This is a genomic window from Christiangramia oceanisediminis (genome assembly GCF_022570735.2).
Classification (GTDB): Bacteria; Bacteroidota; Bacteroidia; order Flavobacteriales; family Flavobacteriaceae; genus Christiangramia; species Christiangramia oceanisediminis.
Window position 1 is genome coordinate 1321638 of the sequence record NZ_JANCNS010000001.1, and the last position, 20667, is coordinate 1342304.

Here is a 20667-nt window from a genome sequence, read left to right on the forward strand (position 1 = left end):
CCGTTATATTTTATTAGAATTTAAAACGCTGAAAATAAGATATTTGTATATATTTGATTCAAAACATTTCATAAAATTTAATTTGGGGCCACGCTATGCGTTTAAAGCTAATTCCGGCCTTCGTTTGCATGTTTCTGGCAATGCAGGCGTTGGCTCAGCAGGTCACCATTAGCGGTCGACTTGCCGATGCCTTTACAGAAGTGTCCCTACCACTGGTAAAAGTTTCGATAGACGGTCTCCCTGTAGAGACCCTTACTTCTTCTGATGGATCATTCTTATTGGAATTCGATCCTGTTCCTTCTGCTGAAGTCGTTCTTCGGATGGATAAGACGGGCTATATCCTGAAACGCCTGCCTGTTAAGACGGCACTTGAAAAGAAAGAACTTGGAGTAATTTACCTACAGCTCGATCCGGCATTCGAAATGAGGCAACAGAATATTATAAGCCTAACCGAAGCTGATTTACTGGAAGCCGAAAGTGAGCTGGACAATATTTCGGGTATACTTCAATCCAGTCGCGATGTATTTCTTAATGCCGCTTCCTTCGATTTTAGTCAAACATTTTTTCGTCCTCGTGGACTCGGTGCCGAATACGGAAAACTGCTCATCAACGGCATTGAAATGAATAAATTTAACGATGGCCGCCCACAATGGAGCAACTGGGGCGGCCTCAACGATGTGCAGCGTAACCAGGTCTTCACTAATGGAATTTCGGCTAATGATTACCAGTTTGGAGCATTGGGTGGAACTACCAATATTATTATGCGTGCTTCAAAATATCAGAAAGGCGGTCGAATTAACCTGGCCGCTTCCAACCGAAGTTATACTGGACGTGTCATGGCCACCTATGCCAGTGGCGAGGAAAGCAATGGCTGGTATTATGCGCTTTCCGTGGGGCGAAGGTTTGCAAAAGAAGCCTATATGGATGGGACGCTTTACGATGCCAATTCCTTTTTTCTTTCAGTTGAAAAGAAACTCAACGAGAAACATGCTCTTAATTTCAGCGGCATTTATACACCTAATACCCGGGGGCGTTCAGCGCCAATGACCGAGGAAGTTTTCGATTTAAAGGGAAGAACCTATAATCCATATTGGGGTTTGCAGGATGGTGAGATCAGGAATTCCAGGATGAGGAGCATAAAAGAACCTATTTTGATGCTTAATCACAACTGGGATATCTCCGAAAAGCTGAATTTAAGCACGAACCTTGCCTATCAATTTGGTGAGATCGCGAATTCGCGTATCGATTATGGCGGAACTACCGTGAATGAGCTTAACGACCAGCTTGCTTTTATAGGAGGAGGTCAGAATCCTGATCCTGTTTATTATCAGAAATTACCATCTTATTTTCTCAGATTCGAGGATAACAAGAATTTCGAGTCGGCCTTTCGTGCACAAAACTCAATTAAAGCAAACGGACAACTGGATTGGAATGCTTTATACCGGGCTAATTTAACCGCTGCGGAAAATGGCCTGAATAGTATTTATGCTTTTTCTGAAGATGTGAACCAGGATAGACAATTTTCGTTCAATTCCATCTTGAACTGGAAGCTTAGCGATCGCTTTAGTTTGAATACGGGTATCCGGGCTAACAGGTTGCAGAGCCATCAATTTGCCAGGATCAATGAGCTACTTGGAGGTATTGCTTTTCTGGATATCGATAGTTTTGTACAGGATCAACCTGGGGAGCAGCCAGGCCTGGCTGCCCAAAGCGATCTTTTGAATCTGAACAGGTTGGTCGGAGAAGAAGATTCTTATAAATACAATTACGAGATCTCTGCAAATGACGCCGAATTCTTCTCTCAGGTACAATACCAGGGAAAAAAACTGGACCTTTTCCTTGCAGGCCGGCTGGGAATGATCAATTATTCCCGTACAGGTTATTATCAGAATGGCGTATACCCTGAAAATTCGCTGGGCAATAGTCCCTCTGCAGAATTTTTGAACTATGGTCTTAAGACCGGAGGCGTCTATAAATTTTCGGGAAAGCATAACCTGGAACTCAATGCTGCTCATTTCTCGAAAGCACCGGCCTTTAGAAATGTATTTATCAATCCTAGGCAGAATAATTTCCTGGTACCCGGTATTACTGAAGAGAAGATCACCTCTGGAGATCTGAGTTTTCGTTACCGAAATACTGAAGTGAACTTCAGGCTAACCGGTTATTTCAGTCAGATCAATAATTCAACAGAGGTTTCCTACTATTTCGCTGAGGGTTTATCTGGTTTAGAGCGGGAGAATACCACGGCTTTTGTCCAGGAAGTTTTAACCGGCCTGGAGAGGTTTAATTACGGGTTGGAGTTTGGCGGAGAAACGTATGTCACCAATAGCATTACTGTAAAGGCTGTTTTGAGCCTTGGAGAATATTTATATGCCAGTGATCCAAATGTGCTGGTAAGTTCAGCAGGGCTTACTGAAACGATTAATTACGGCAGGGCCAGTTTGAAGAATTATCACGTCCCCGGTGGTCCTCAAACTGCGGGGCAGGTTGCTTTCGAATATCGGGACAGGGATTTCTGGTGGTTTGCAACAAGCCTCAATTATTTTTCAAGAGCTTTTATCGATATCAATCCGCTTACCCGCACCACCAATTTTCAGCTTGATTATGATGGCCTTCCATTAAATGAGTATGACCCTGAGATTGCTTCCGAATTACTTCGGCAGGAGCAATTCGATGATTATTTCCTGGTGAATGCCGTGGGAGGAAAATCATGGAGGATCAATGGCAATTACCTCGGAACCTTTTTCAGCCTGAACAATATTTTCAATGTTATATACAAAAGCGGTGGATTTGAACAGGGTCGGAATGCGAATTATCGTAGCCTGAAGACCGATATGGACCGGGATATGCCGCTGTTTGCACCTAAATACTGGTATGGACAGGGGACGAGCTTTTTTGCGAATGTTTATTTTAGATTTTAAGAAGATGAAAGATAAGATCTTTATTGCCGGAATTTTAATGATAGTTTTTGTGTTTACCGGTTGCGTGCAAACCGATGACTTTGACCTGCCCGAAATGCGGCCTGTTGAGATCGATTTCGATGGTGAACTTACCTCTATAGAAGCGGTGAAGGGAAACTTTAATATCCAAACGGGACAGGTCTTCACATTTATCAATACAGATGCATGGTTCACAGGCTATGTGATATCCAGCGATGCCGGCGGGAATTTTTACAAGGAACTAATCATTCAGGATAAGGCGAGTAACCCGGTCGCAGGAATTCAGCTTTTGCTGGATGATAACTCCTTATTCGAAACCTTCAATTTTGGGAGGAAAATTTACGTTAAACTGGATGGGCTTAGCCTGGGTTATAATAACGGCGTACTTCAACTGGGGATGAAACAACATGGAGATGTAATTGCGCTACCAAATTCACTTATCGATGATCATGTGATCAGGACCGAAGAAGTTGCTGAAATAACTCCCTTGTCGATTAAAATCTCTGACCTGAACCCGAACCTGAAAAATCTGTACGTTAAAATTGAAGATCTGCAATTCGACCGAAACCTGGTAAAACAAGACCGCACATTTTCCTTTGCTTCCAATCCCGCCGACCAGTACGACGGCCTCAGGCAACTGGAAAGTTGTGAAACAGGGGAAACAATCTTACTGAGCACTAGTACGTTTTCGAATTTCAGGTCGCTTTTACTTCCACAAGGATCTGGTAGTGTTGAAGGTATCCTTACCAGGGATTTTTTCGATGAACGCTATGTGGTCATGCTGAATACTCCGGATAAACTCGATATGAATGGACCACGTTGCGATCCTGAATTTTTTGAATGTGATACTGATGTAATCGAAGGCTCTCAAATCCTTTATGACGAGAATTTTGAAGGGGTAACTTCCAATTCTACCTTGAATTCGAGAGACTGGACCAATGAAAACCTGAGCGGAGGTGAAACCAAATTCAAACCTACCCTGGTAAACGGAAACCGTGTTTTGAGGATATCGGCCTACAATACGCTGGAAAGTCCGCTGGAGGCCTGGCTGGTCACGCCGGAGATCAAACTTTCAGAAACCGAAAATGAAAGGCTGAGCTTCGATATTCGCTCCTCCTATGATAATGGCCTATTGTTGAAGGTTTTTATAAGCCAGGATTTTTCAGGTGATATCCGAACGGCTACCTGGATCCCGGTAGATGCAGAGATACCTTTAGGACCTTCGAACCGCAATTCCACCATTTTTACAACTTCCAGGATCAACCTGTCCTGCCTGGAAGGGAAGGTCTGGGTCGGCTTTCAGTATTTGGGCTCGGCGCCAGATAAGACCACGACCTATGACCTCGATAATTTCAGGCTAACGGGAGATTGATATTGGGTTTGGTATGGAGGCTGCTTTTTTAAAGATGCTGAAACAAATCCGGCCTGTTTTTTTTTAGCTCACTTTTGACTCCTCTTTCTTCTCCCGGAAATCCAGCGGCTGCAAAACCTTTAATGCTTTTTCCACAGAGGTGATCTTTTCAAAGGTCAATAACAAACGCAGCCCATTCCTGGTTTGTTTTTCCTTCATCTTGCAGGTATGCGGATGTGTTTGCACGTATTGGAGGATCTTCGTGAAATTCTTTGTTTGGTAGAATCTCGATTTCTGGTCGGCGATAAAATAACCCACGAACTTGCCTTGTTTCATCACCACTCTTTCGAGGCCTAAATGAGATGCGATCCACTTGATACGAACCGAATTTAAAAGGTCTACCGCCTGTGCAGGTAATTCGCCAAAGCGGTCTACCAGTTCAGCTTCATATTTCTGAAGTTCCTCCTCGTTCTTCAGCTCATTAAGCTTGGTATAAAGGTTAAGGCGTTCGGTAATATTGTTGATATAATCATCGGGGAACAGCAGTTCAAAATCGGTATCGATCTGAGTATCCTTCACGAAATCCTTTTGCTCCACGTCTTCGGTTTCGGCATAAAGATCGCGGAACTCATTTTCCTTCAGTTCTTCGATAGCCTCGTTCAGTATCTTTTGGTAGGTGTCGAATCCAATCTCGTTTATGAAACCGCTCTGCTCGCCTCCAAGCAGGTCTCCCGCACCTCGAATCTCCAGGTCCTTCATGGCGATATTGAATCCGCTTCCCAGCTCCGAGAACTGCTCCAGCGCAGTAATTCGCTTCCTGGCGTCATCGGTCATTGCCGAATAAGGAGGGGTTATAAAATAACAGAATGCCTTTTTATTGCTTCGGCCAACCCGTCCGCGCATCTGGTGCAGGTCTGATAGCCCGAAATTGTTGGCGTTATTGATAAAAATAGTGTTGGCCTCTGGAACGTCCAGTCCGCTTTCCACGATTGTCGTAGAAACAAGTACATCAAATTCCCCGTTGATAAAGCTCAGCATCAGTTTTTCCAGCTTCTTTCCTTCCATCTGCCCATGACCCACGCCAATCTTCGCGTCAGGAACCAAACGTTGTATCATCCCGGCAACCTCTTTAATATTTTCAACCCGGTTGTGTATGAAAAAAACCTGTCCGCCACGCTGTATCTCGTAAGAGATCGCATCCCTGATCACTTCCTCGTTAAATCGAACCACATGGGTTTCGATAGGATATCGGTTAGGTGGGGGAGTGGTGATGGTAGATAAATCCCTGGCTGCCATTAAACTGAACTGAAGCGTTCTAGGAATTGGTGTTGCAGTTAGCGTTAGTGTATCCACATTTTCACGGATCGTCTTCAGTTTATCCTTGACAGCAACCCCGAACTTTTGCTCTTCATCCACAACCAGTAAGCCAAGGTCTTTGAATTTTACCGATTTGTTCACCAGCTGGTGAGTACCAATAATGATATCTACTTTACCATCTTCAAGATCCTGTAAAGTTTCCTTACGCTCCTTTGCTGTTCGGAAGCGGTTCAGGTAATCGATGCGAACAGGGAAATCCTTGAGTCTTTCGGTAAATGTTTGGTGATGCTGAAAAGCTAAAATGGTCGTTGGAACCAGGACTGCAACCTGTTTGTTATTATCCACAGCCTTGAAGGCAGCACGAATCGCCACTTCCGTTTTTCCGAAGCCAACATCCCCGCAAACAAGCCGGTCCATAGGTCGTTCGCTTTCCATGTCCTTTTTAACCGCTTCGGTGGCCGAGCTTTGATCTGGAGTATCCTCGTACATAAAAGAGGCTTCCAGTTCGTGCTGGAGATAGGAATCTGGATCATACCTGAAACCTTTTTCGAGCCTTCGCTTCGCATATAACTGAATAAGGTCATAGGCAATATGCTTGACCCTCGCCTTGGTCTTTTTCTTTAGATTTTTCCATGCGTTGCTACCCAGTTTATAGATCTTAGGAGGTTTCCCGTCTTTCCCATTAAACTTGGAGATCTTATGCAGGGAATGTATACTCAGATACAGGATGTCACGTTCACCATAAATGAGCTTGATGGCCTCCTGTTTTTTTCCTTCTACATCTATCTTCTGAAGTCCGCCAAACTTCCCAATCCCGTGATCTATATGAGTCACGTAATCTCCAACTTCGAGGTTGGTAAGTTCCTTCAGGGTAATGGCCTGCTTCTTGGCATAACCATTTTTCAAGTGGAATTTATGATATCGCTCAAAGATCTGGTGATCTGTATAACAAACCATTTTGGAATCTTCGTCGATGAACCCCTGGAACATTGAAAATACCGGGGTCTGGTATTTTACTTCCTTTTCCTGGTCGTCAAAAATATCATGGAAACGCCTGGCCTGTTGTTCACTTACACAACAAATGAAGTTGGTGTAACCAGCCTCCTGGTTTTCGATCAGGTTTTCGATAAGTAATTCGAACTGTTTATTGAAGGAGGGCTGTGGTTTGGTGTTGAACAGGATCTGTTTTCCAGGCTTCATATAGGCCTGGTTGCTCAGTTCTACAGCTGTATATTCCAGAAGCTGTTTTTTTATAAGTGCTTCATTACAAAAAAGTTCTTTTGGTTCGCTGTGCTTGATATCTTCTGAAAGACCTTTAAAGGCTTCTTCAGCTTTTTTAAAAAGCTTGTTCACTGAAGCTGAAAGCAGGTCCAGGTTCTTGATAAAAACAACCGTTTTTGGAGAGATATATTTGAGAAAACTTTCCCTTACTTCGTCAAGGTGCTTGTTTTCCACGTTCGGCATCACCGAGATCTTTTTCTTCTTATCGGTTGAAAGCTGTGTTTCCACATCAAAAGTTCGGATGCTGTCTACCTCGTCACCGAAGAATTCGATACGGTAAGGCTCGTCATGGCTAAAGGAGAACACGTCTATGATCCCTCCACGAACTGAAAATTCACCGGGTTCGGTCACAAAATCCACTCGTTTGAACTGGTATTCAAATAGTACCTCGTTTACAAAATCGATACTAAGCTCGTCCCCAACGGCTATTTTTAGGGTGCTTTTGTCCAGTTCTTTTCGGGTAACCACTTTTTCGAATAGCGCATCAGGGTAGGTAACGATGAGAGCCGGCTTTTTTCGTGAATTGATACGGTTAAGGACTTCGGCCCGCAGCAGTACATTGGCATTATCGGTTTCTTCGATCTGGTAAGGGCGCCGGTAACTTCCCGGGTAAAAAAGAACGTTCTTCTCACCTACGAGCTGTTCCAGGTCGTTGAGGTAATAAGCTGCTTCTTCCTTGTCATTAAAGATCATGAGAAAAGGCCTATCCACTTCCTTAAAGGCATTGGCTACCACGAAAGAAAGGGCCGAACCTACAAGGCCTTTAAGATGTAATTTTTGATCTAAATTTTCAGATTTGGAAATAGCATTCTGCAATTCCTGCTGCAGCGGGGATTGTGCAAAATTTTTGGCGATAAGACTCGTACTCATTAGCGCAAAGATAATTGGCAACAAAAAGTCCTACAACTACATAAAGTATTTTTAACGATTAAATAGCATTCAGCCATTTTTACCATTTTGCTAACGCAGTTTCCACGAAATCTTAGGTATTTTCACTCAAAATGAAATTGTTTATGGGATTCGAGGAGTTTGATGTTTTCGTGATAGGTACCGGAACTGCCGGTAAAAGTGTGGCTAAGGAATGCGTGGCTGAAGGTTTGAAAGTAGCCATTGCCGATAATAGGGAATTTGGAGGAACCTGTGCCAACAGGGGGTGTGATCCTAAAAAAGTCCTGGTGGGGCTTACCGAGATCCTGGAACGTGCCCGGAAAATGCAGGGAAATGGGATCACCAAAATGCCAGAGTTCAGCTGGAAGGATCTCATGGAATTCAAAAAGAAATTCACCGATGCCGTTCCCGCTGCTACCGAAAAGGACTTGGAAAAGCTAGGCATCAAAATGTACCACCAGTCCCCTAAATTTTTGGATGAAAATACCCTTTCTGTCGAAGGAAAGACGGTAACGGCAAAAAAGATAGTGATCGCTACCGGTCAGAAACCTCTTGAATTGCCTATCCCTGGAAGACATTTTCCAATAACAAGTGATGATTTCCTGGAACTGGAGGAATTACCGGAGAGTATGATCTTCATAGGTGCCGGATATATTGGGATGGAATTTTCTCATATAGCAGCAAGATGTGGAGTGAAGGTTACCGTCATAGATGGGGAATCCAGGGCGCTGAATAATTTTGATGAAGATATGGTGGAATACCTCAGCCAGGCTTCTGAAGATATCGGGATCGAATTCATTTTTGATGCTGAAGTGACCGAAATTGAAAAACTTCGGAAGAATTACCGGGTTACAGCCAACCAGAATGGAAAGGAGATTTCCTTAAATGCAGGAATGGTCGTGAATTGTGCCGGGAGAGTGCCTGCTATTGATGAACTCGACCTGGAAAAGGCAAATATAGAATTCAATAAAAAGGGGGTTGTGGTGAACGATCGCCTGCAGTGTCCAGGTAATTTGGATGTCTACGCCTGTGGTGACGTTTCGGCTAGTGAAGGTTTGCCATTAACACCGCTTTCCTCCCAGGAAGCACGCATCGTCGCTGCCAATATCCTGGATAAGGACAGGGCTCAGAAAGTAGATTATCCTCCGCAGCCGTCGGTGGTATTTACACTGCCCAATTTAGCTTCGGTAGGACTTAATGAAAAACAGGCGCGCGAAAAAGGATATGATTTTACGGTGGAAAAGAAGAATGTCCCGGGATGGTTCAATGCAAAGCGCATCAACGATTCCTATTACGCCTATAAAACACTGGTGGATAAAGAGACCGGACTCATCCTGGGCGCACACCTGGTAAGTAACGAGGCTTCTGAAATGATCAATATGTTCGTAATGGCCATGTGCGGTAAACTGGATTGCAGGACTCTTAAGGGAATGATCTTCTCCTATCCCAGCTGGGCCAGCGATATCAAGGCGATGGTCTAAAAATTCAAGATTCAAGAATCAAGATTCAAGATTCAGGATTCAGGATTCAAAATTTTGGATTCAGGATTCAGGATTCCGAATTGAGCATTTTGGAGATGGGGTTGGTTTTCCTGTTCAGGAAGCCGTGATAAGCCACATTTAAAAAAAGCAGGACCGCACCGGCAATAGCCGTATTGGCAATAAGATCTTCGTTTCCGTTATGTCTTACATAGATAGCGATGAGTGCCCAGATGCCCACTGCAGCGAATTCCCTCATATTTCTTAACCAGATCATCAAAAGATTGATTATCACCGCGACTCCTATCATGATGACGGTCCATTCAACTTCAGAAAAGAGAGCTCTGTCCCAGCCAACCATGGCAAGATATGAAGCCATGTTGGCTATGGAGGCCACCGCGATCCAGCCCGAATACAGGCAAATAGGCCACCAGTAGAAGGCGATCACCTTAATTGGGGCATCCCAGCGTTCCATATTATTGTTGATCACGATCTTGAGCAATTTGGCGAGGATCAAAAACATGATAATGACCGAAATCGCTACATATTCATAAAGCCAGGCCACCAGCCAGAGGCAGGTTCCCACATTGGCTATTATAAACCAGCCGGAAGTGTCTTTTATAAAATCGGTATGTTTTCCATTCGTATAAGCCTGGTAAACCATAAAAGTTGCGAATGCCAGCAGTGATAGATAAATGAGCCCCCAGATCGAAAACGCGTATCCGGCTGGAGTAAAAAGATTGGCGTACTTGTCACTAATTTCGCCTACTGTGTTTCCATTGAAGATTCCGCTTTGAGCGAAATAGTTGAAAATGATGGCCAGGACGACCGATAGCAGGTTAAAAATCGCAAGCCTTTTAAGCATAACATGGTTTTTTAGTTCACTAAAATTACCTCTTTTCCTGTGATCGCGAAAACCTGCTCCTTTTCACCCGGATCCAGGAAGTAATTTCCGGTAAACTCTCCAAATGCTGGGAGGATTAGTTGGTCTTCTGATAGGAAAAAACAGGATAATTTGAGCAATTGCTTTCCGGGGCCCTTCATTTTATAGCCGGGATGTATATGGCCGCAAATATTGAAGTCCTGTATTTCGCCCTGAGGATGGTGAGTTAACAGGAATTCGCCGGCTTTTACCTGCTCATGGACCGAAATTCCCAAATCCTCATATAAAAGCGGGGAAATAATATCATGATTTCCGGCAATTAAGTGAATCTGGTTATTAATGCCATTCACCCAATTGCTGAAAAGGTCCCATTCCATATTTATGGAGCTATGAAACAGGTCGCCCAGGAAAACCACATGTTCCGGATCGAACTCCTTGAGCAAAAGATCCATTTTATTAAAATTGATCTTGATCGCCTCCACGGGAACCGCACTACCATGTTTCCTGAAATGTGAAACCTTTCCCAGGTGTACATCTGCGATAAGCAAAACTTCCTGTTCTACCCAGTATGCTGCGCCAGTTGGGTGAAGCACAAAATGCTCACCCTTGATCTTAATTGTGAAACTCATCTTATAGTTTACAAATGATTTCGGCCGCTCGCTCTAAAGTTTCATCGGTCTTGGCGAAACAGAACCTTAGTTGTTTATGATCTTTTTTATCGATGTTGAAAACTGAAACCGGGATGGAGGTCAGCTTATGTTCTTTTACCAGTCTTTCGGCAAAGTCAACATCACTTTCATCAGAAATGTTTGAATAATTCAGAAGCTGAAAATAGGTTCCGGAAGAGGCTGTGAACCTAAACCGGGAATCTTTGATCAGTTTCAGGAAGTAATCTCTTTTTTCTGATAAAAGGAATTCAACCTGAGGTAATGGGTAGGGTCTTTTAAATATTCAGAATAAGCTTTCTGCATGGGGTGATTCACTGAAAATACGGTGAGTTCATGTATTTTCCTAATCTCCCGCATCAATTCTTCGGGGGCTGCGCAATAACCGGTTTTCCATCCGGTATTATGGAAGGTCTTTCCAAAGGAAGCGCAAACAATGGCTCTTTTTGAAAGGTTCTTAAATCTTGATGCGCTGTGATGCTCAAGATCATCAAAGATCAAATGCTCATATACTTCATCGCTTAGAAGAATGATCTCAGTATCCTTTAAGATCGATTCCAATTCGGTCATGTCTTCTTTGCTAAGAACAGTGCCTGTTGGATTATGGGGCGTATTGATGATGATCATCCTGGTTCGTGAAGAAATGGAGTTTCTTACTTCCTGCCAGTCAACCTTGTATTCTTCTCCTTTTAGCTGGATAAGAACAGGTTTACCACCATTCAGTCTTATACAGGGTTCATAACTGTCGTATGCAGGTTTGAGGACGATGACTTCATCTCCTTCAGTAACAAATGCCGAGATGGCATCAAAAAGTGCCTCGGTAGCTCCCGAGGTAATCGTGATTTCGGTTTCTGGATCATATTTTTTGCCGTATAAAGATTCGATCTTCGTGGCAATTTCCCGCCGTAGATCCAGTACGCCGGCGTCGGGAGGATATTGGTTGTAGCCATCCCGCATGGCTTTAGATACCAGTTCTTTTAGTTCCTGGTCGGTTTCGAAATTCGGAAATCCCTGGGAGAGATTAATGGCTTTATATTTCTTAGCCATCTGGCTCATCACAGAAAAAATGCTGGGGCTAGTATTAGGTAACTTTGAAAAAGATACACTTAGGTCCGGCATGTTGGTTAATTTTCATTGAAATTGCATAAAAAAACCCGGACTTCAAAGCCCGGGTTGTTTCTATTTCATTAAACAAAAGTTAATTACTTCACGCTTGCTTTTAAATATTCGCGGTTCATCCTTGCGATATTCTCTAACGAGATGCCTTTCGGGCACTCGATTTCACAGGCTCCGGTGTTGGTACAGTTACCAAAACCTTCCTTGTCCATTTGCTCTACCATTTGTAAGACCCTACGATCTGCCTCGACTTCACCCTGAGGAAGCAGCGAGAACTGGCTTACCTTGGCAGAAGTGAATAGCATGGCGCTGGCATTTTTACATGCCGCAACACAGGCTCCACAACCAATACAGGTAGCCGCATAGAAAGACATATCGGCGTTTTCCTTTTCAATAGGAATGGAATTCGCATCCTGGGTGTTTCCAGAAGTGTTAACTGAAATATATCCACCCGCCTGCTGGATCCGGTCAAACGAACTTCGGTCTACAACCAGGTCTTTAATAATTGGAAATGCCTTGGCACGGAATGGTTCAATCACGATAGTATCACCGTCTTTGAATCGTCTCATGTGCAGCTGGCAGGTTGTTACCCCGCGGTCAGGACCGTGTGGCTCACCATTGATCTGAAGGTTACAGGATCCGCAAATCCCCTCACGACAGTCATGATCAAAAGCTACAGGCTCATCTCCCTTATCTATAAGTTGTTCGTTAAGAACATCCATCATTTCAAGGAAAGACATATCTGGGGAAATATCAGAAACCTGGTAGGTTACAACTTTTCCCTTGGTGTTAGCGTTCTTTTGACGCCATATTTTAAGTGTAAGGTTCATATCTTCAATTTGAAAATATGAAAATTTGAAAATGAATCAATTCGATTGAACAATTTTCAAATTCTCAAATTATTTATAGCTCCTTGTTTTTACTTCTATATTCTCATAGTTGAGTTCTTCTTTATGCAGGATAGCTTCTGAAGGATTACCGGTGTATTCCCACGCCGCTACGTACATAAAGTTCTCGTCATCACGAAGGGCTTCCCCTTCTTCTGTCTGGTATTCTTCCCTGAAGTGACCTCCGCAGGATTCATTTCTGTGCAAGGCATCCTTAGCGAAAAGTTCACCCAGTTCAAGGAAATCGGCTACACGTCCTGCTTTTTCAAGTTCAGCGTTCATTTCGTTAACCGATCCAGGTACGCGTACTTCTTTCCAGAATTGTTCTCTTAGTTCTTTTATTTCAGCAATAGCTTCATTAAGACCCTGCTCATTTCTGGCCATTCCAACCTTGTTCCACATGATCTTTCCAAGTAATTTATGGAAGTGATCTACAGATTTAGTTCCTTTATTATTGACCAGTTTTTCAAGTCTTTCACGAACTTCGGTCTCGGCAGCCTCGAATTCAGGTGTATCGGTCGAGATTGCACCGGTCCTGATATCATCGGCCAGGTAATTTCCAATAGTATAAGGTAATACAAAGTAACCATCAGCCAGACCCTGCATTAAAGCTGAGGCTCCAAGCCTGTTGGCTCCGTGATCTGAGAAGTTCGCCTCTCCTATCGCGTAACATCCTGGAATGGTGGTTTGAAGGTTGTAATCTACCCAAACACCACCCATCGTGTAGTGAACCGCCGGATAGATCATCATTGGAGTTTCGTATGGGTTCTGATCCACGATCTTTTCGTACATCTGGAACAGGTTACCATATTTGGCCTCAACAACCTCTTTACCTAGTTCCTTTATTTTAGCGTCTGAAGGATTGTCTATTTTTCTTGTGGTCGCCTCTTCTTTACCATATCTCATGATGGCAGAGCTGAAGTCCAGATAAACAGCTTCTCCTGTTTTATTTACTCCAAAACCGGCATCACAACGCTCTTTGGCTGCTCTGGAAGCCACATCACGTGGAACCAGGTTACCAAAAGCCGGATACCTTCTTTCCAGGTAGTAATCTCTTTCTTCTTCTGAAAGTTCGGTTGGTTTTTTCTTTCCTTGCCTGATCGCCTCGGCGTCTTCCTTCTTCTTCGGAACCCAGATCCTACCGTCGTTACGAAGAGATTCAGACATCAGCGTTAGCTTGGACTGGTGATCTCCCGAAACTGGAATACAGGTTGGGTGGATCTGTGTAAAGCAAGGATTAGCGAAATAAGCTCCTTTCTTATGAATTTTCCAGCTGGCAGTTACGTTGCTTCCCATGGCGTTGGTAGAAAGGAAGAATACGTTTCCATAACCTCCTGAAGCCACTACCACCGCGTGTGCTGAATGTCTTTCCAGTTCACCGGTTACCAGGTTTCTTGCAATTATTCCACGAGCCTTTCCATCAACTTTCACAATGTCCAGCATCTCATGCCTGTTGAAGGCCTGTATCTTTCCACGGTTGATCTGGCGGTTCATTGCCGAATAGGCTCCCAGCAATAACTGTTGCCCTGTTTGTCCCTTGGCATAGAAAGTTCTGGAAACCAAAACCCCACCAAATGAACGGTTATCTAAAAGACCTCCGTATTCACGAGCGAAAGGAACTCCCTGCGCTACACATTGGTCGATAATATTACCTGAAACTTCGGCAAGCCGGTAAACGTTCTCTTCTCTGGAACGGTAGTCCCCTCCTTTGATAGTATCGTAGAAAAGTCGGTAGATGGAATCTCCATCTCCCTGGTAGTTCTTGGCTGCATTGATCCCTCCCTGAGCAGCGATCGAGTGCGCTCTTCTTGGAGAATCCTGGTAGCAGAATGTTTTTACGTTGTAACCCAGTTCAGCAAGGGTTGCCGCGGCACTTCCTCCCGCCAGTCCGGTTCCAACAACGATCACGTCAATATTACGCTTGTTGGCCGGATTCACAAGGTTTATTTCGTTCTTATGATTGGTCCACTTTTCTGCCAATGGGCCTTTAGGTGTGTTCGATTGAAATGTTCCCATAGCTTAAATTTTTTCTAGTACAAAGTGAATATAAAAAGGTATTACGGCGAAAGCCAGCGGAACGAGGACTGCAAAAGCATATCCAAACTTCCTGATAAACCCGTTGTACTTCGGGTGATTCACTCCAAGTGACTGGAAACCGCTAGAAAAACCGTGAGACAGGTGGAAACCAATTGCCAGCATTGCAAAGGCGTAAGCAATTGCCCAGATCAAACCGTACTGCGCATCCTGAAAGGTTTTTATTGTAAGCGTGTAAAGATCCTTTACTTCTTCACCATTAGCCGTTGTATATACGGTATCATCCAAACCTCCAAATTTCATCTCGCCCCAGAACATGCTCATATGCACTACTATGAATGCAAGTATGATAGTTCCAAGAATCCCCATGTTTCTTGAAGACCACATTGTATTTGTGGAAGGCTTGAAGCTAACATAGGATTGAGGTCTTGCCTTTCTATTGTGAATAGTTAGTAATAGGCCGTCTATCGCATGAAAAAGGATACTGAAATAAGTTAAATATGAAAGTACCTTCACAGCGGGATTGGTGGTCATGAACAAAGCATATTCATTAAACTGGTCCCGAGCTCCTTCACTAACTGGTATTAGAAGCTGAAGATTTCCAAAAAGATGTCCTACTAAAAACAGGCACAGAAAAAGGCCGGTGAAAGCCATCCAGTATTTTTTTGCCAGTGATGACTTTAAAAGCGCAGATTTCGCCATAAATTGTATGAATTATTAAGGTAAAGCGGAGCAAAAATACACTTCATTCTTTTTTTTAACAAACTTTGACTGCCTTTTTAAGGTCAATTTAGAACTAGTTTAAAGTACTTTAAGTCTTGTTGATTCTTTTGAATTCGAGAGGCTTGTAGAATTATATGTTTTTAGCCGATAATTCGGGGCTAACCGGTTTTTGGCAAAAGCTTAACTGCACTTAAAATGCCAATTTTGTAATTTTCAATTTCAGCATGGAGCTATGAAAAAGAGAATTAACGAGCTCATAAGGTTGCTTTCAGAAACCTTTGAGGGGGAACCCTGGTATGGCCAGTCGGTTATGAGAAAGCTGGAGAATGTTCCCTATAAAATTGGATATAAGACCTGTGTGCCTGATTCTCATAGTGTCGCGGAGATCCTGGGTCACCTTATTGCCTGGAAGAATTATGTGGCCAGAAAATTAAATAAGGATGAGAATTGTCAAATTGTCATAGATTCGAACCAGGATTGGCCGAGTATCGAGATAAAATCCCGGGATGAATGGGAGAACCTTAAAAGGGAACTGGTCGCTGCCCAAAGTGAGATCTATAACTTTCTCGATAAGATAGAAAATGATAATTTTCTTGATGAGAAGGTAAAAGGTAAAAATTATACGTACGAATATCTTTTAAGAGGTGTAATCCATCATGATATTTACCACCTCGGTCAAATAGGTCTTATTGAAAGCCAATTAAAACGAAAGGAACAGGAATCCGGTGTTTTTAAAGCTTAAAATAGTTCAGTTAGATGGAATTTATAGATTACTACAAACTCCTGGAATTAGAAAGATCGGCTACCCAGGCCGATATAAAAAAGGCCTACCGAAGGCTTGCGCGTAAATATCATCCAGACCTCAATCCAAACGATAAGGATGCTCAGAACCGTTTTCAACAGATCAATGAGGCCCATGAGGTATTGAGCGATCCTGAAAAGCGCAAGAAATACGACGAATACGGCAAGGACTGGAAACATGCCGAGCAGTTCGAAGAAGCTAAAAGACAGCAGGCTGCCAGTGGTGGCGGTTTTGGTGGCGGATTTGGCGGTGGCCAGTCTTATTCCTATTCCGGCAGTTTTGACGATGATACCTTTTCAGATTTCTTTGAGCAAATGTTTGGTGGAAGGGCCAGGGCAGAGGGAGCCCATCGCGGCAGGCATTTCAAGGGACAGGATTACAATGCAGAACTTCAGCTTAGGTTAAGCGATGTGTACGAAAGCCGAAAACATACGCTTACCGTAAACGGAAAAAATATTCGGCTTACTATCCCTGCAGGAGTTGAAAATGGCCAGACCATCAAGATCAAGGGCCATGGCGGGCCCGGCGTTCAGGGTGGTCCAAAGGGCGACCTGTATATCACCTTCAATATTTTGAACGATACCTCCTTCCGAAGAGAAAAGGAAAATTTATATTCAACCGAAGAGATCGATCTTACCACTGCAGTGCTCGGCGGGGAAATTCAGGTGAAAACCTTTGATGGTCGTGTAAAGCTGAAGGTGAAACCAGGCACCCAGAATGGAAGTAAGATCAAACTTTCCGGGAAGGGATTTCCGAAGTATAAAAAACCGAACCAGTTTGGTGACCTATATGTGACCTACAAGATCAAGTTGCCAGCGCAGTTAAACGAAAAACAGAAGGAGCTATTCCGGGAACTTCAAAAAACAGGATTATGAACAGGGAAGACCTAATTGCAACCGAAGAAATATGTGTTCGTTATAAGGTGGAACATCAGTTCATCAGCTCATTGTTCGAAAGCGGGATCATAGAGATCGTGAAAATTGAAGAGGTGGAATATATTCCGCAGGAACATTTGAGCGAATTCGAAAAAATGATGCGTTTACACCGGGACCTTGATATCAACCTGGAAGGTTTGGAAGCGATAAGCCATCTTTTAAGACAGATCAGGCAACTTCAAAAAGACAACAGGCGACTCAGGAACCGTTTGGGGTTATATGAATAACTTTTAATTTGTAAGCCGTCAAATTTTCGGACTTGTTGGCATCTGGATGCTTCCTGCATATGAGCCTAGCCTGCTAAGCATTACATCTTCTATATATTTTCGGGCGTCTGCTTCGGTTTTCAGATTTCGACAGCCAATGATTTGCAGGCATTCAGGAGAATTAAATAAATCCAAAATAAAACCGGCATCCTTGTGGATGCCGGTTCAATCAAAAGTATTTCAGATTCAAAACTTTTATTATTTCACTTCGAATTTTGTGGTAGCTGTTTTTCCATTCTGGTTAAGTTCCAGAACATATTTGCCCTTTGGAATATAGAATTTCTCGTCTTCTGCCTTTCCTATTCTTAGTTTATCATCTTTTTTCTCGAGTTCTTTGGAGGCCTTTTCCGTAATGCTCAGGTCATATTCACCAGTATTGAATCCTTTGTCAGCTTGCAGTTCAAATTCCTGAAGTTTCAATCCGTCTTCGGTCTTCACCGTGAATTTTGCAGTTCCTTCCTTGGCGGCATACCAGGTGAAACCTAATTCGGGCTGGTAAGGATCCATCCAGTTGTTATAGGAGTTACCCCATCTGGATGAAAATCGAATACTTTCCTGTGCAGAAATGCTAAGGGCGTCTTTCATTTCATCCTTGTTCATTTTCGAAACCGGGGCAATATCTGCGAGGTAAATGGAGCGTCCGTGAGTTCCTATTACCAGGTGATCCTCTTCAGGATGAATCCTCAGGTCATGAACCGCCACATTTGGTAAATTCGTGCTGAATGGTTGCCAGCTTTCTCCGCGGTTTAGTGAAACATACAATCCGTTATCGGTTCCAAGGTAAAGTACCTCTTCATTGTCTTGATCTTCGCGAATTACATTCACTGGAGACAGTGGCAGGTTGGAACTGATCTTTTTCCAGTTTTGTCCATAGTCTTCAGATACATAAACATATGGAGTAAAATCGTCCCAGCGATAGCCATTCAGGGTAGCATAAACACGTTCTTTTTCGTGTTCAGAAGCGATCACGCGCGAAACCCAAAGATCCTGAGGTAAATTTTCACTGATTTTAGTCCAGCTTCCGCCGCCGTCTTTGGTCACATGAATATGCCCATCGTCACTCCCGGTATAGATCAAGCCGAACTGGAATGGTGACTCGCTGATCATGGCAAGGGTTCCGTAAGGCACGTCGCCTTCACATGCACCACCGGTAAGATCTTCTGAAATAGGGGTCCAGGTATCTCCCTGGTCCATGCTTCTCATTAATTTATTGCCGCCCAGGTACAGGATATCCTGGTTATGCGGTGACAATAAAATAGGCGTTTGCCAGTTAAAACGATAAGGACTTTCACCTAACTCATGTTTTGGCTGAATGTATTTTCTTTCGCCAGTTTTACGGTTGATCCTGAAGTAAGAACCAAACTGAAAACCGGTATATACGATATCCGGGTTGCGGGAGTCTATCTCGACCTGCATGCCGTCACCGCCCATTAGTCTTTTGTAATTATAGTCACCCGAAGCATTCCAGGAAACTCCTTCTTCGTTGGTGTGAGGTCCAACCCAAACCCCGTTATCCTGAAGTCCCCCGTAAACATTATAAGGTTTTGCATTGTCTATGCTCACCGTATAGAATTGCCCAACCGCGGGAGAATTTTTAAGGCTCCAGTTTTGGCCATCATCATATGAAATATTAATTCCTCCATCGTTCCCGTCGATCAGGTGTCCGCTTCTTTCGGGGTTGATCCATAGAGCATGGTGGTCTGCATGTACATTAGCAGCATCGATAGAAGTAAAGCTCTTTCCGCCATCTTTCGATTTAAGGATTGGCACTCCATAAATGTAAATGGCATTTTCATCCTGCGGATCCACGTGCACCATACCAAAGTAATAACCGTAGCTATAATAAAGATCATCCAGGTAATCTTCGTGGGTTCGATTCCAGGTTTTCCCACCATCGGTACTTTTATAGACTTCAGCGCCAATTACCGGGGTGTCGAACATGGCTGTAGATGCATCTTCCAGGTAAAGGGCAAGATCTTCAGGATCGGCATCCTGTTTTCTTACCATGTCTTTAACCGATTTTGCGGTATACTTATCCTGGAAGTTATTGGAACGAAGATATTTTTCAAGGTCCTCGTCTTTAAGCTCCAAAAATTCTGAACGATTCATGTTCTTGAAATCATCTTTCTGAAGGCCTTCCTGTTTCTCTTGCTTTTTGTCTTCTGCCTTTCTTCGATCCTGGTTATCTACTATTGCATATACGATGTCATCATTGAATACGCTTATTCCTATACGACCAACCCCATCTCCTGTAGGAAAACCTGAAGATTCGGTAGAGATCAGCTCCCATGTATTACCGGCATCGGTACTTTTATAGATGCCACTGTTTTTTCCACTTTCCCGGAAATCCCAGGCCTTACGGTCCTTATCCCAGGCGGCTGCGTACATTTCCTGGTAATTATCAGGGTTTACGGCCACGTCAATAATCCCCGTGTTCTCATCGATATACAGGTTTTTATTCCAGGTTTTTCCACCATCGGTGGTCTTGAAAATTCCGCGTTCAGTGTTCGAAGAATAAAGATGCCCGGTTACACCAACCACAACCTCGTCAGGTTTCTCCGGGTTGATCAGGATTCGGCTTATATGGTGAGAATCCGGCAGTCCCGTGAATTCCCAGGTTTCTCCTTTGTCATTAGATTTTAAAAGACCAATTCCGGCGTAGGATGAACGGGAAGCATTCACTTCTCCTGTACCCACCCAAATGGTCCCGTTTTTCCAGTCTACAGCAATATCACCCACATTTTGGGTAGGACTATTGTCCATGACCGGGGTGAAGGTAGTTCCATTGTTATTGGTGTACCAGACACCTCCCGTAGCGTAGGCCGCGTAAAATTCGGTTGGATCATCCGGATTAACGGCAAAATCGACGATCCTTCCGCTCATAACCGTGGGCCCAATATTCTTTAATGGGATGTTTTTAACGATCGAATTTTTAGTAAGGTCTTCTTTTTGCTGAATAGACTCTCGCAAGGCAGTCCCTTCGGTGGCAGGTTGTTGTGCCAGAAGAGGGGAGATTGAAAGAAGTAAAAGGCTGAAAAATTTGTAACTGTGTTTCATAAGATATTTAGTGAGAGCCCTAAAATAACAAATGCAGGGATTAAC

The 20667-nt window shown here is 43.6% G+C and carries 15 protein-coding genes; 6 read left to right on the top strand and 9 right to left on the bottom strand.

Annotated elements, in window-relative coordinates:
- The first annotated feature begins 95 nt into the window (after positions 1-95).
- Positions 96-2921, top strand: a complete 2826-nt coding sequence (locus MKO06_RS05945) for a TonB-dependent receptor (protein ID WP_241549735.1) — start codon at positions 96-98, stop codon at positions 2919-2921.
- 4 nt (positions 2922-2925) lie between these two features.
- Positions 2926-4311, top strand: coding sequence for a DUF5689 domain-containing protein (locus MKO06_RS05950; RefSeq protein WP_241549736.1), 1386 nt, complete (start codon positions 2926-2928; stop codon positions 4309-4311).
- Positions 4312-4374: 63 nt separating this feature from the next.
- Here MKO06_RS05950 and mfd read toward each other — a convergent pair whose 3' ends face one another.
- Complete coding sequence (gene mfd / locus MKO06_RS05955) at positions 4375-7758, bottom strand: transcription-repair coupling factor (protein ID WP_241549737.1); 3384 nt, start codon at positions 7756-7758, stop codon at positions 4375-4377.
- Positions 7759-7901: 143 nt separating this feature from the next.
- Here mfd and MKO06_RS05960 point away from each other — a divergent pair, with 143 nt between their 5' ends.
- Positions 7902-9257, top strand: a complete 1356-nt coding sequence (locus MKO06_RS05960) for a dihydrolipoyl dehydrogenase family protein (RefSeq protein ID WP_241549738.1) — start codon at positions 7902-7904, stop codon at positions 9255-9257.
- A gap of 67 nt (positions 9258-9324) precedes the next feature.
- Here the strand turns inward: MKO06_RS05960 and MKO06_RS05965 are convergent, their stop codons facing one another.
- The 7 genes from MKO06_RS05965 to MKO06_RS05990 form a co-directional block, all read right to left on the bottom strand.
- On the bottom strand, positions 9325-10119 hold the full coding sequence (locus MKO06_RS05965; RefSeq protein ID WP_241549739.1) for a tryptophan-rich sensory protein: 795 nt from the start codon (positions 10117-10119) through the stop codon (positions 9325-9327).
- 11 nt (positions 10120-10130) lie between these two features.
- Positions 10131-10766 (bottom strand): ligase-associated DNA damage response endonuclease PdeM, encoded by a 636-nt coding sequence (gene pdeM, locus MKO06_RS05970; RefSeq protein WP_241549740.1) that lies wholly within the window; start codon positions 10764-10766, stop codon positions 10131-10133.
- A gap of 1 nt (position 10767) precedes the next feature.
- Positions 10768-11088 (bottom strand): aminotransferase class I/II-fold pyridoxal phosphate-dependent enzyme, encoded by a 321-nt coding sequence (locus tag MKO06_RS17140; RefSeq protein WP_341849952.1) that lies wholly within the window; start codon positions 11086-11088, stop codon positions 10768-10770.
- Positions 11019-11921, bottom strand: coding sequence for a methionine aminotransferase (locus MKO06_RS05975; protein ID WP_341849948.1), 903 nt, complete (start codon positions 11919-11921; stop codon positions 11019-11021). The genes MKO06_RS17140 and MKO06_RS05975 overlap by 70 nt, the downstream gene beginning before the upstream one ends.
- 83 nt (positions 11922-12004) lie before the next feature.
- Complete coding sequence (locus MKO06_RS05980) at positions 12005-12748, bottom strand: succinate dehydrogenase/fumarate reductase iron-sulfur subunit (protein ID WP_241549741.1); 744 nt, start codon at positions 12746-12748, stop codon at positions 12005-12007.
- A gap of 69 nt (positions 12749-12817) precedes the next feature.
- The gene (locus MKO06_RS05985; RefSeq protein WP_241549742.1) at positions 12818-14821 is read right to left on the bottom strand and encodes a fumarate reductase/succinate dehydrogenase flavoprotein subunit; all 2004 of its coding nucleotides are present in this window, start codon (positions 14819-14821) and stop codon (positions 12818-12820) included.
- Between the two features lie 3 nt (positions 14822-14824).
- Positions 14825-15541: a succinate dehydrogenase cytochrome b subunit gene (locus tag MKO06_RS05990; protein ID WP_241549743.1), complete on the bottom strand. Its 717-nt coding sequence runs from the start codon at positions 15539-15541 to the stop codon at positions 14825-14827.
- 253 nt (positions 15542-15794) lie between these two features.
- Between MKO06_RS05990 and MKO06_RS05995 the strand changes: the two genes are divergently transcribed.
- From MKO06_RS05995 to MKO06_RS06005, 3 genes are read left to right on the top strand one after another with little or no spacing between them, the layout of a single operon-like run.
- Positions 15795-16304, top strand: a complete 510-nt coding sequence (locus MKO06_RS05995; RefSeq protein ID WP_241549744.1) for a DinB family protein — start codon at positions 15795-15797, stop codon at positions 16302-16304.
- A 14-nt stretch (positions 16305-16318) separates the two neighbouring features.
- The gene (locus tag MKO06_RS06000; RefSeq protein WP_241549745.1) at positions 16319-17239 is read left to right on the top strand and encodes a DnaJ C-terminal domain-containing protein; all 921 of its coding nucleotides are present in this window, start codon (positions 16319-16321) and stop codon (positions 17237-17239) included.
- Entirely contained in the window at positions 17236-17526 is a 291-nt protein-coding gene (locus MKO06_RS06005; RefSeq protein WP_241549746.1) for a chaperone modulator CbpM, read from the top strand. The genes MKO06_RS06000 and MKO06_RS06005 overlap by 4 nt, the downstream gene beginning before the upstream one ends.
- 237 nt (positions 17527-17763) lie before the next feature.
- Here the strand turns inward: MKO06_RS06005 and MKO06_RS06010 are convergent, their stop codons facing one another.
- Positions 17764-20622 (bottom strand): VPS10 domain-containing protein, encoded by a 2859-nt coding sequence (locus MKO06_RS06010; protein WP_241549747.1) that lies wholly within the window; start codon positions 20620-20622, stop codon positions 17764-17766.
- Positions 20623-20667: the final 45 nt, after the last annotated feature.

Excerpts from the sequence above, each read along its gene's own strand:
- MKO06_RS05950 (WP_241549736.1), top strand. The coding sequence starts at position 2,926 with ATGAAAGATAAGATCTTTATTGCCGGAATTTTAATGATAGTTTTTGTG.
- MKO06_RS05995 (WP_241549744.1), top strand. The coding sequence starts at position 15,795 with ATGAAAAAGAGAATTAACGAGCTCATAAGGTTGCTTTCAGAAACCTTT.
- MKO06_RS05975 (WP_341849948.1), bottom strand. The coding sequence starts at position 11,921 with ATGCCGGACCTAAGTGTATCTTTTTCAAAGTTACCTAATACTAGCCCC.
- MKO06_RS05980 (WP_241549741.1), bottom strand. The coding sequence starts at position 12,748 with ATGAACCTTACACTTAAAATATGGCGTCAAAAGAACGCTAACACCAAG.
- MKO06_RS06005 (WP_241549746.1), top strand. The coding sequence starts at position 17,236 with ATGAACAGGGAAGACCTAATTGCAACCGAAGAAATATGTGTTCGTTAT.
- MKO06_RS05960 (WP_241549738.1), top strand. The coding sequence starts at position 7,902 with ATGGGATTCGAGGAGTTTGATGTTTTCGTGATAGGTACCGGAACTGCC.
- MKO06_RS06010 (WP_241549747.1), bottom strand. The coding sequence starts at position 20,622 with ATGAAACACAGTTACAAATTTTTCAGCCTTTTACTTCTTTCAATCTCC.
- MKO06_RS05985 (WP_241549742.1), bottom strand. The coding sequence starts at position 14,821 with ATGGGAACATTTCAATCGAACACACCTAAAGGCCCATTGGCAGAAAAG.
- MKO06_RS05945 (WP_241549735.1), top strand. The coding sequence starts at position 96 with ATGCGTTTAAAGCTAATTCCGGCCTTCGTTTGCATGTTTCTGGCAATG.
- MKO06_RS05965 (WP_241549739.1), bottom strand. The coding sequence starts at position 10,119 with ATGCTTAAAAGGCTTGCGATTTTTAACCTGCTATCGGTCGTCCTGGCC.
- mfd (WP_241549737.1), bottom strand. The coding sequence starts at position 7,758 with ATGAGTACGAGTCTTATCGCCAAAAATTTTGCACAATCCCCGCTGCAG.
- MKO06_RS05990 (WP_241549743.1), bottom strand. The coding sequence starts at position 15,541 with ATGGCGAAATCTGCGCTTTTAAAGTCATCACTGGCAAAAAAATACTGG.
- MKO06_RS06000 (WP_241549745.1), top strand. The coding sequence starts at position 16,319 with ATGGAATTTATAGATTACTACAAACTCCTGGAATTAGAAAGATCGGCT.
- pdeM (WP_241549740.1), bottom strand. The coding sequence starts at position 10,766 with ATGAGTTTCACAATTAAGATCAAGGGTGAGCATTTTGTGCTTCACCCA.